Source organism: Luteolibacter sp., assembly GCF_039920825.1.
Lineage (GTDB): Bacteria > Verrucomicrobiota > Verrucomicrobiia > Verrucomicrobiales > Akkermansiaceae > Luteolibacter.
On record NZ_JBDSCX010000080.1, the window covers coordinates 1 to 10,978 of the forward strand.

Genomic DNA, 10,978 nt, shown 5'->3' on the forward strand with positions numbered 1-10,978 from the left:
GGCGTCTCGCCGCAACGTCCCGGAAAGACAAGCGTTGCGGCGAGACGCCGCAACCACGTTCCACACACGCCATCCGTCACATTGAATCTGACAGACCACTAGCTTGATCCAACCGCCGCGCCACGGCTTTCCCCATAAGGAGTCCGGACGCCCTCGTCCAGCTCTTCCGCCAGGGGGCCGGGACGTCTCGTCCCGGCATCTTCCTGCGGCCTTCCGGGACCCCCAATTTCCTCCTTCCCGCCAAGGCGCACCGCTCGCTTTTTTCCAACTTGAACAAGGAAATTTTTGCGCTCAATTCCAAGAATGATGGGCGATTCGGATCCATGTCCTCCACATGACGCGCTGGCGCTGAGGCATGCACTTGCGATGAAGGATGAGCAGAGAGGCATCCTGCAAGCGGCTTTACGGATCAGCCGCGAGGAAATTGAGCAAGCCAAAGAGAATCTGGAAAAGGCTCGCGAACAGTTAGAGGGAATCCGCCAGTGGGATTCCATTGAGTGAAATGCCCGAATCGAATGGTGTCACGGTGCAGCGATGGCAGCAGGCGTTTCCTTCCCCTCGACAATCCCAAGCTTTGAGAGATGCCAGTAAGCGGGGAACAGCAAAGTGCATGTCTTGCCTGAGGTGGACACCAAAAAACCGATGGCCTGAGCCACCGGTTTTCGGAGCGTCAGAAGCGATCGTTATCAGTTGGTGTTGCGGGGACCGGAAGGAAGCTTGGGCTTCTTCATCATCATTCCATTCATCAACACCATGTCGGTTTCGTCGACTTTCATGGTCTTGCCATCCTTCATCATGACGGTCCCATCCATCATAACCTTGGTGCCGTTCTCTAGCGTCATGTCCTTTTCCATCATGGTGGTTTTTCCTCCGCGGACCATCATCATCTTGCCGTCCTTCATGATGAGGTGCTCTTTCTTGCCCATCTTGCCATCCATCATGATCATGTCGTCCTCGCCCATTTTCATGGACTTGCCGTCCTTCATCATAACGGTGCCGTCGGTCATGACTTTGGTGCCATCGTCGAGGGTCATGTCTTTTTCCATCTTCATGGTCTTGCCGTCCTTCATGACCATCATCTTGCCTTCATTCATCATGATGTGGTCTTTCTTCATGATTACCTCCTCCGCGTCAGGGCGTGAAGGATCTCCTTTTTGAGTCCCTTGGGCGAATGTGGAATGACATAGGGCGAGGCCAAGGCAAGCCGTGGCGATAGTGGTTTCGATTATTTTCATAGTAGTAGTGGTGGTTGTTTGTTGGGGGGATCCGCAATTTTTGCAGATGACATACCATCCGCCGGTTGCCTCTGCCGAATTCCGACATGTGGCTAATGGTTAACCTTTTGAGAAACGGTCGAATAGGGGTATTCGGATTTCAGAAGTGCAGCATGCATGAGGAGTCGTGCGTTTAAGGCGGCCGTTAGCGGCTGCTGGATCACCCTGCGGGCCGGTGGCTGCGCCGGATTCATGGTTCGCTGTTGCTCGCTTCCCTATCCTCAGCCCGACCCGCTGCCGCTACGAGACACGCTTGGAATAAAGGAGGAACGCCGAGCAGCCCCTCGAACAGTTAGGGGAAATTCGCCAGTGGGATTTCGTTCAGTGAAATGCCCGAATCGAATGGTGTCACGGTGCGGCGATGGTAGCAGGCGTTTCCTTCCCATCGGCAATCTCATGCTTCGAGAAATGCCAGTAAGCGGCGAACGCGATCGCCACCGCGATCACCGCCGCGTAGAACAGCTTTTTTTCTGCCACGCGGGAATCTAAAACGTTCATTGGCCGGCACTGCAAGAGGCGGCATCCAGTTTGCATGAAGATACGGAAATTCCTTAGATTTCAGCGATCTCTCCAGACTTGATTGCAAATTCCTGCATCACCACGACCTTCCGGCGGCCTTTCCCCTTCCGGCAGTTCCCGGGAACCGCAGGTAAGCAACTCCAGCGGAAGGGGAAGGGCCAGCATTCATCGGCCATCTCAAGATCGTCGATTTCACGGTTTTTTAAAATCGGTCCATGCGCGCGCCATGGAGCGGCGGACTCCGATCCGCCGAAGCCCATGGCCATTCATGCGCGGCGCGAAGCTCGTTTCATGAGCCCCGCATGGACCTCGGCGGATCGGAGTCCGCCGCGCCTTGATCCAACCGCCGCGCCCACGGCTTTCCCCATCAGGAGTCCAGACGCCCTCGTCCGGCTCTTCCGCCAGGGGGCCGGGACGTCTCGTCCCGGCGTCTTCCTCCGGCCTTCCGGAACCCCGAAAAATCTCCTTCCCGCCAAGCCTCTCACTGTTAGCGTGGCACCCTGTCCGCTTCCCATGAAGAAGATTCTCATCATCGCCGGTCCCAATGGGGCGGGGAAGACCACCTTCGCCGGGGAGTTCCTGCCGAATGAGGCGTGCTGCCCCGAGTTCGTGAATGCCGATCTCATCGCCGCCGGGCTCAGTCCCTTCCAGCCGGATCAAGTCGCCTTCACGGCCGGCCGCCTGATGCTGGGGCGGATCCGCGATCTCGTCCGGGCTGGAAAAAGCTTCGCCTTCGAGACCACCCTTTCCACCCGCAGCGATCTGCGCCTCATCCCGCGCTGGCAGGCCGCCGGATACCGGGTGAAACTGTGGTTCCTCCGCCTGCCGGATGCGGACTTCGCCATCCGTCGCGTCGAACGGCGGGTTCTTCACGGTGGCCATGACATTCCGGCCCCGACCATCGGCCGCCGGTTTGAGCGTGGCTGGGAGAATCTGCGGAACGATTATCTGGGGATGGCCGATGAGTGGTCGATTTACGATGGTTCCCAAGACCCGCCGCAGTTGATGGAAACCGGCGACAATCGCCCACCTCAGAAGCTCATGGAAGATCCCGTGCCTTATCGAACCAACGCGACCGGACCACCCCAGGTGGAACCGCTGGACGATCCCGACTTCATTGGAGCCGAGGCGGCCTTAAAGCGCGCCTCCGCCAAAGCCGTCGCCCGGGATCGCGCGGCGGGATTGGAACCGATCATCCGCATTCCAGAAGATCTCCCGAAAAAACCGTGAGGTCCCTCACAAGCTCCAGCCTCTTTTGCCCTTAGGCCGCGCCAGCCTCCTCCTCCCTGAAAACCGAAGACAGCCGGCTAGAAACTCCTTCCGGTAATTTTCGAAGAATCTCCTTCCCGCCAAGCCGCTGATTGTTAGCTTGGACTCGCAAAATACCCGCCCCGGTCCGGTCGCCGAAGGATCCCGACTTCAACGGGGCGTGAGCCGCCTTCCAACTCGCCTCCGCCAAAGCCATCCGTCGCGCCCTTGCCGCCGGCCTCGAACCTATCGTCATCAATCCCGAAGACCTTCCAAAGCAACCGTAATGTCCCCGTCAGATTCCCCGCGCCAGACTTGCCCCATTCCGTAGCTCGATGCTTTTTGCTCGGAACGTGCCGGAAATTGCACAATGTGTTGACCGATAGACATCATGAGTGACGACTTGTCTAATATAACCGCTACTGATTTGACCGCTGCGTTAACGGGTGATCCCGATTCGCTGGATGTACACCTTCAGCTTATAGAGCGCGATGTGCTTATCGACGGCCATCTTGTGAAAGTCCACTGTCACTGTTTGACAGTGGACGGAAACGGAAAAGTCCAGCCACGCCGACTGGCGGAGTTTATGCGTAACGCTGTGGCTGATTACGCGATTCCGCGCGAAAAACTGGCTAAGGCTAAAGAGCGCGACCGACAGTACAACAGCACTGAAGCTGTTGGTGGCCTAATGGAAGAAGCTCGCCGGTCGTTCACAGACCTCGCGAACACGGGGGAAGGAGGCGAGATGTTGCTATTTCTCCTTGCGGAACGGTTTTTAAAGCTACCGCAGATTCTTTGCAAGATGGACCTCAAAACAGACAGTCGAGTTCATTACCATGGTGCTGACGGAGTGTATGCAGGCCTCACGGACGATGGGATTCTCAAGCTTTATTGGGGTGAGTCGAAAATTTACGCTACTGCAACCGATGCTATCAGGGAGTGTTTGGCCTCACTTTCACCGTTTCTTATTGAGGCCGATCATGAAGGAGCTGATCGCGAGCGCGATCTCATCCTGCTAAGCGATAAGGCGGATCTGAGCGACCCCAAATTGACCGAAGCTATAAAACGCTACTTCGATAGAAATTCAGTTATGTCCAACAGAAGGCGCTACTGCGGAGTTGCCTTGGTCGGCTTTGATGCTGCGTTCTACCCCCGCGATGGTCTCAAAGGAGCTGCGGACGAAATAGCCGCCGCAGCACGCACCGAATTGGAAAACTGGAAAAAGAGAGTCGGTGCACGCCTGATCGCGGAAAAACTAGAGCAAATAGAGATTGAATTGTTTTGTCTTCCCCTGCCATCGGCAGATGAATTTAGGGAGGCCTTTTTAACTGCGATGGGACTAAAAAACTCATGAGTCTAGCGAATCTTAACTCGTGGCTGATGAGCGATGGCGTCCGAGAGGAGATCGAAGCATTAACCCGCCATACGGTTAGAACAGAGCTCGACAACCTTGCCTCGGATGTCAGCAAAGCTGTTCCAACATTTGATTGGTCTCGCCTCCTCTTTGCGGGAAGCATACTAGCACGGTCAGAGTTGCGCAGCCATCAAGAAGCAGCTCTTCGGATTGCAACGGGCGCTGTGACCTTGGACAACAGGCAACCGATCAAAGATGCTGGTGCAGTTTTGCTTGATAAGTTATCTAATTTTCGCGCTGTCAACTTAGCAAACGAACGCGAGCTGCTGGTTACGAATTTAGATGCTAGGCTTGGAATGACCCTTCGCATGGAAATGCAGCATCGCCAGCTGGACCATTCAGTCTTGGTAGGGTCAAGCGGCCGATGGCTCGCGGTGAACGAATTTCAACAGCGCTTCTGGGATAATGCTAGCAACCACACATGGCTCTCGGCATCGGCACCTACCGCTTCCGGGAAGACGTTTTTGGTGCTCCATTGGTTGATCGACTATATGCGGTCGACCGGCACCCGGATAGCTGTCTATTTAGCACCAACACGAGCTCTTGTCTCGGAAATTGAAAACGAACTCTCATCGCTGCTCGGAAACGGCGACAAAATTGAGGTTTCGTCACTGCCGCTTAGGGGGAAGTTTGATGCAGCAAAAGCAGGTGGTGCGAAACTTGTTCTCGTTTTTACTCAGGAGCGCTTGCACCTGCTAGCTAACGCACTTGGAAACGATGTGTCCATTGATTTGGTCATTGTCGATGAGGCACATAAAATCGGAGATAATCAACGCGGAGTGATCCTTCAAGACGCTATCGAAAGATTAGAACGCGCAAGCGCTGGTCTTAAAATGGTATTCATAAGCCCCGCGACGCAGAACCCAGAGGAGCTGCTTGCTGACGCGCCAGATGAGGCCCGGACTATGGCTATCGATAGTGATGTTCCTACTGTCCTACAGAACCTGATTATTGCAGAGCAAGCCCCACTTAATCCGAAGCAGTGGAATTTATCATTACGACAGAGCGCGAGTTCCTTGCCCATAGGCGTTCTCGAACTTGTCAGCAAGCCGGGCACGATAATCAAAAAATTGACTTTTATTGCCGCAGCAATAGGCGAGCGAGGCGGAACACTAGTATACGCAAATGGGGCGAGCGATGCCGAAGACATTGCCGATCTTATAAGCCAATTACGGCCGGCTGCCACGAAGGATCGCGAATTGTCCGATTTAGCCGATTTGGCTCGAAAGGGTATTCATCCCGATTTTACGCTGGCTTCGCTCGTCGAACGCGGGATTGCCTTTCACTACGGAAACATGCCGTCGCTTATCCGACTAGAAATCGAAAGACTCTTTCGAATTGGCAAAATACGTTTTCTAGTTTGTACCTCAACGTTGATTGAGGGAGTTAATCTGTCATGCCGGACAATCGTAGTCCGAGGACCTCGGAAAGGCATGAGACATCCAATGGAGCCACATGATTTCTGGAATTTAGCCGGCCGTGCTGGGCGGTGGGGAAATGAATTCCAAGGCAATATCGTGTGCATCGACCCAAATGACGTCGCAGCTTGGCCTACCGGCGTGCCTGCACGCTCGCGTTATCCCATTAAACGCGAAAGCGATGCAGTGCTTGAAATGGGAGGCATGGCTGAGTATCTCGACCAGCGTGTATCGACGTCTGTAGCGCAACTTGCGAACGTAGATAAATACGAGCAGGTGGGTGCCTATCTGCTTGCCACGTTCATTCGTCTCGGTTCAATTACGCATGCGAAACTCGCCAAGAGACACACCGCTACAGCCGTAGCTCGGCTCGACGAAGCGCTTGCATCTATAGCCTCACAAATCGAGATTGGTTCTGATATTATTGGTCGTCATCCCGGCGTAAGCGCCCTTGGTCTACAGCGCCTGCTCGAAGAATTCCGCTCGTACAAAGGAGAAGTGGAGAACTTGTTGCCGGCACCGGTCGAGAGCAACGATAGCTATGATCGCTTCATAACGATCATGCGTCGTATCAACCAGCATCTTTACCCCGCATTTATGCCCGAAGGGTTAGTTCCGCTTCACGCCCTAATAATTGTTCAATGGCTAAGGGGTCTATCTCTGGCGGTCATGATCCGCAAAAACATCGAGTATCATCAAGAGAGAAAAAGGTCCTACAAACTACCTGCTTTAATCCGGCACACTATGGAGCTAGTCGAACAGACGGCTCGATTTCTGGCTCCAAAATATTTTTCCGCTTACATGGATGTACTGCACAAACATCTGGGCGATTTAGGTCGCGAAGATTTAATTATTAGAGATCTCGACATCGGCACTCAGTTGGAGTTTGGCGTTTCTACGCGCACTCTGCTCTCGCTTATGGAGCTGGGATTGTCTCGAATGAGCGCCGTAGCATTATATGAAAAAATTGCTCGTGATGACTTAACGAAAGACGGATGTATCATGTGGATTGCTGAGCGTAAAAGCCAGTTTGAGATTATGAACATCCCCGCTATTATTCTTCGCGAAATTCGTGAAAAGTTGCTTCGCATCGGAGGCACCTTTCCTAGCTCTTAGAAAAACGATAACCAAAACAAGATGCCAGCTAAACCAATCAGCTTCGGGGATTTACACTTTGAAAAGAAAGGCGATGCCGCAGCTTTTCTGCAAGCTATGCTCCACAAGTACGATGTGGGCGACAAGGTCAGCTCTGATGACGGCAGTATCCTGCGTGCCGCGCTTGCCAATCATCCTAGAGCAGAGGACAAAATCGGATGTGGGATCATCCATTTTAGCGTTCGCAGCGCCGACTACGGCACGAAATGTTTTTGGGTAAACCGCACCGATGGTTCGACCGAAAAGTTTGCTCATCGCGCGTGCGTTTACGGATGATGGAATTTTAGCAGCATCTTTCCGACGTGATAGCGTGTCGCGAAAGGTAGAACGAAGTCTTCGTTGAACATCGAGCATTTGTTCTCGTCGCTAATACCATCGCCCGCACCAACTGGGTGTATGGCGAGAAGGTGAACGGCCTGATCGCGGACTATGCGAATGTTTTCCAAGAACTGGAAAAAGAGCTGGCAATCTACGGCGCAGGCACCGATTGCGGCGAGATGCCGGTGAAGGATGGTGCTGCTGAGACGGAGATCAGCCTCGTGCGGAACCGTCAGCGGTCGACCAGCACACTGTATTGATAGGTGAGGGCCTTTTCCTGTCCGGCAGGCAGCTTGATGTTCCATTCGAGCTGGCGGCGGGGATTGACGCTGTAAACGCCTTCGGGGCGCAGGGTCTTTTCCGGGTTTTCATCGGCCGCGACGAGCTCGCCGGAGAATTCACAACGCACGGTCACCGTGACTTCCTTGTTCCGGAAATTCCGGACGAGGAGCCGGCCCGTCACCTTGGTGCGCTGATAGTCATTGCCGCCGATCCAAACCATCTCGCGCTGGCCTTCTTCCTCGACCTCGCTGGACTCGGTGTGGATGCTCAGCGCGCGGGTGATCCGCAGGCAGGTGCTTTGCGCGGGATTGACCCACTCGGATAGACTTTGTCCGCGGAATTTCCCGCCCTCCATCACCACGGCGGATGCGGTGGTCATGGGAAACCGGAAGGGATTGGAAAAGCGCACGGCATCCCATGGCAGATCGTCGCGCGCTTGTTCGCTGCCGTTGTTGTTATTGCGCTGATAGCGGCCGCTCGTGTCGCGCGGATCGGGCACCACCCACTCGACGACCCGTTCATACGGCGCGCTCGCGGCGGCGATGTCGAGCGACAGGCTGTCACCGGCTTTCAGGCTGCGTTTGCCGATGCTTTCGTAGTGGATGTCATCGCTGATGTTTCCTTGCTCGCCGGAGTCCGGCAGGGGAGATGCGCCGGTACGGAAGGAGCCGCCGTTGGAGTAAACCATCTGCTGGGATGCGATGTTGCCCAGCATGCTGTTGGCGGGCGAACCGGATTGATTGATCTGTTGGAAAAACGCCGCCAGTCCCGTGCCCGGCCACAGCGGGGAATCCACGGAGCCGAAGCGCACGTTCGGGTAGCCGGAGATCAGTTGGATCTCGGAGTCGTTCAAATCGTCCATTTCATTCCGGACCACCGCGCTCTGGCGGATTTTGAGAGATTTGGCATCGGTGAGATCTACCTGATAGGCAGGCAGCCATGCCAGGCCCTTGGTCAGATAGGTCACCCGGACGACGCCACCGTTGGCGGGTGCCTGCCGGACATCGAACACCAGCACCGGGCGTTCCTCGCTGTGGTGGGTCGGGCCGAAGGGACCTTTGACGGCCACCGCTGAGATGGATGACAGATCGACGTGCCAGCGGGCTCCCGCGGCGTTGGTCAGGACCAGGAAATTTCCGGTAGTGGGTGGCGGGGGCGGAGTGGCGTCCATCCGCAGCCGGTAGCCGTAGTAGGGATTGCCGCCGTTGGTGAGCGAACTGTAATCGGCGTCCCACGTTTTGGAGTCGGTGCGGGCGGGGACCGCCCACACGGTGCCGGTGAGATCCGCAGGCTGTGTACCGGCGGTGGCTTTCAAGGTCAGAGTCACCTCCTTGCCGGCGAGGTCCTTTTGAAGAAGTCCGCTGGGGGACTCGGTAGCGTCGGTGCTTTCCAACAGGCGGGTGGTCGATTGGACGGAAACCTCGCCGTCGCTCTCGATCCAGAAAGATCCATGCACCACCCGCGGCACCTTGTCCCAACGATAGAGGCCGGGGCCGCTCACCGGAAACGTCGCTCTCACGACGGCAAGACCGTTTTTGAACAACCCGACGGATTCGAGCACGGGAGTGACGGATTTTTCCTCAATGGCGAGGGCCGACACGGCGCCTGCGAGGACGCACAACAGGGTGAGTGGTGTTTTCATCGATGCCACTCTACGAAAGCGTGGCACCGGTCGTCTGTAAACGTTGTGTAATTTCGCTCCGGCGGAAACCGGCGGCAGAATTTACCGCAGAGCCGCAAAGGTCGCAGAGGAACGCAAAGGGAGAGGGATGGGATGCATGGCGTTTCACTTGAACCCCACTGAAAATTCCATCGTTCCGGCTTTGCGTTCCTCTGCGACCTTTGCGGCTCTGCGGTTCAAATGTTTCTTCGTATGATGGAAGGCGATTGCGGGAATGTAGCGGCGTGTCTATGACCGTCGCTGGTTTGGATGGGAAGAGGAGCCTCCGGCGGGAGATGGTGAAGTGCGACGGTCGCAGACGCGCCGCCACAGGGGGATGATTCTACCCTCACGGGAGAAATCAAGCAGGCGGTGGCCGCGGGTCCACCTTCATGGCCACAAGCCAGAAAAGCACGGCCCATGCGCTGCCGAGGAGCCAGCCGGCCACGACATCGGTGGGCCAGTGGACGCCCAGATAGACACGGCTGCAGCCGACGAGCACGGTGAGCAGGACGGCGACGGAGACGGCGAAGACCTGCACGCGGACCTGCCGCTGGGTGCGGGCCAGCAGGATGCCGAGCGTCAGATAGACCACTGCGGACATGGTGGAGTGGCCGCTGGGGAAGCTGCGGCTCACCACTCTAACACCGTGCTCCACCAGGTCAGGGCGCGGCCGGTCGTAGCCCTTCTTCAGCACGCCGGTGAGGAGGCTCCCTGCCACGATCGATGCCACCCCGCACCACGCGAGCCGCCGCCGCCCGGCGAGGAGTGCCACGCCAAAGGAGGTGATCGTCACCAGGGTGAGAACGGTGAAGCCGCCGAGCGCGGTGAGATCCCGCGCCATTTCCTCTACCCAAGGTGGGCCGATGGGATCCGCAGTGTCTCCTGGTTCACGCATGGCCAGCAGGAGGGCTTCGTCGAAGGGGCGTGTTTCCAATTCCCGGATTTCGCTGGCCATCTGGAGGAATCCACCCAGCGCGCCGAGCACGACGAGGATCAGCACAGGAATCAGTGGTCGGCTCCGCCAGGACTGGAACAGGCTGCGGGGAGGGATAGGACGATGCTCGCTCATGGATCTCGCCCACACTCGACCAGCCGCGCCGGCTTGTCGGCTGATTTCTGCGGGAAATGTCCTGTGCCGGTCCGGCCTGAGGGTGATGCAGGTCCGGCGTTGCCACCGGGCTGGCGGCCGGCAAGCGGAGTGTTGGAATCGGACCAGACAGGAGTAGATTCGGACGAATCCCCGGCGGTTCGTCCTTCCGTTCCCATGAAACCCAAACACCGAATTTACACGATGAGCTTCGCCCGCGTCTATCCGCTCTATGTCGCGAAGGCGGAAAGGAAGGGCCGTCACAAGGCGGAGGTGGATGCGATCATCTGCTGGCTGACCGGCTACAGCCAGCGTGGGTTGGAAGATCTGTTGGAAACGCAGACGGACTTTGAAACGTTCTTCAAGGAAGCTCCAATGTTGAATCCTTCACGAACTTTGATCCGCGGAGTCGTTTGCGGCATCCGGGTGGAGGACATTCAAGAACCGACGATGCGGGAAATCCGCTATCTGGATAAATTGGTCGATGAGTTGGCCAAGGGGAAGGCCATGGAAAAGATTTTGAGGAAATGAGGGAGTGCCGAGTCAGGAGTGATCAGTGATCAGTAAGACGAAGAGAAGCGGGTGGAGGGATTTTGGAAG

11 protein-coding genes are annotated in these 10,978 nt (G+C 56.3%); 7 read left to right on the forward strand and 4 right to left on the reverse strand.

All coding sequences use genetic code 11. The annotated features are described in order from the left end of the window. Positions 1-303 precede the first annotated feature (303 nt). Entirely contained in the window at positions 304-501 is a 198-nt protein-coding gene (locus tag ABIQ96_RS22955; protein ID WP_348216987.1) for a hypothetical protein, read from the forward strand. Positions 502-686: 185 nt separating this feature from the next. Here ABIQ96_RS22955 and ABIQ96_RS22960 read toward each other — a convergent pair whose 3' ends face one another. Both ABIQ96_RS22960 and ABIQ96_RS22965 read right to left on the reverse strand, forming a co-directional pair. Then, entirely contained in the window at positions 687-1,235 is a 549-nt protein-coding gene (locus ABIQ96_RS22960) for a DUF6799 domain-containing protein (RefSeq protein ID WP_348216988.1), read from the reverse strand. Positions 1,236-1,622: 387 nt separating this feature from the next. Continuing rightward, a complete protein-coding gene (locus ABIQ96_RS22965) occupies positions 1,623-1,751 on the reverse strand; it encodes a hypothetical protein (protein WP_348216989.1) in 129 nt (42 codons plus the stop codon). A gap of 555 nt (positions 1,752-2,306) precedes the next feature. Between ABIQ96_RS22965 and ABIQ96_RS22970 the strand changes: the two genes are divergently transcribed. From ABIQ96_RS22970 to ABIQ96_RS22990, 5 genes are all read left to right on the forward strand, one after another. Next, entirely contained in the window at positions 2,307-3,023 is a 717-nt protein-coding gene (locus ABIQ96_RS22970; RefSeq protein WP_348216990.1) for an AAA family ATPase, read from the forward strand. Positions 3,024-3,432: 409 nt separating this feature from the next. Further along, on the forward strand, positions 3,433-4,395 hold the full coding sequence (locus ABIQ96_RS22975) for a DUF1837 domain-containing protein (protein WP_348216991.1): 963 nt from the start codon (positions 3,433-3,435) through the stop codon (positions 4,393-4,395). Continuing rightward, positions 4,392-6,989, forward strand: a complete 2,598-nt coding sequence (locus ABIQ96_RS22980; protein ID WP_348216992.1) for a DEAD/DEAH box helicase — start codon at positions 4,392-4,394, stop codon at positions 6,987-6,989. Before ABIQ96_RS22975 ends, ABIQ96_RS22980 begins: the two co-directional genes overlap by 4 nt. A gap of 21 nt (positions 6,990-7,010) precedes the next feature. Further along, the gene (locus ABIQ96_RS22985; protein ID WP_348216993.1) at positions 7,011-7,304 is read left to right on the forward strand and encodes a DCL family protein; all 294 of its coding nucleotides are present in this window, start codon (positions 7,011-7,013) and stop codon (positions 7,302-7,304) included. Between the two features lie 131 nt (positions 7,305-7,435). Further along, entirely contained in the window at positions 7,436-7,606 is a 171-nt protein-coding gene (locus tag ABIQ96_RS22990) for a hypothetical protein (RefSeq protein WP_348216994.1), read from the forward strand. On the opposite strand, the gene ABIQ96_RS22995 is transcribed toward ABIQ96_RS22990, so the two are convergent. Together ABIQ96_RS22995 and ABIQ96_RS23000 are read right to left on the reverse strand one after the other, a co-directional pair. After that, the gene (locus ABIQ96_RS22995) at positions 7,579-9,270 is read right to left on the reverse strand and encodes a hypothetical protein (protein ID WP_348216995.1); all 1,692 of its coding nucleotides are present in this window, start codon (positions 9,268-9,270) and stop codon (positions 7,579-7,581) included. The genes ABIQ96_RS22990 and ABIQ96_RS22995 overlap by 28 nt on opposite strands. A 379-nt stretch (positions 9,271-9,649) precedes the next feature. Then, the gene (locus tag ABIQ96_RS23000; protein ID WP_348216996.1) at positions 9,650-10,225 is read right to left on the reverse strand and encodes a phosphatase PAP2 family protein; all 576 of its coding nucleotides are present in this window, start codon (positions 10,223-10,225) and stop codon (positions 9,650-9,652) included. 330 nt (positions 10,226-10,555) lie between these two features. Between ABIQ96_RS23000 and ABIQ96_RS23005 the strand changes: the two genes are divergently transcribed. Beyond that, positions 10,556-10,909 (forward strand): DUF2200 domain-containing protein, encoded by a 354-nt coding sequence (locus tag ABIQ96_RS23005; RefSeq protein WP_348216997.1) that lies wholly within the window; start codon positions 10,556-10,558, stop codon positions 10,907-10,909. Positions 10,910-10,978: the final 69 nt, after the last annotated feature.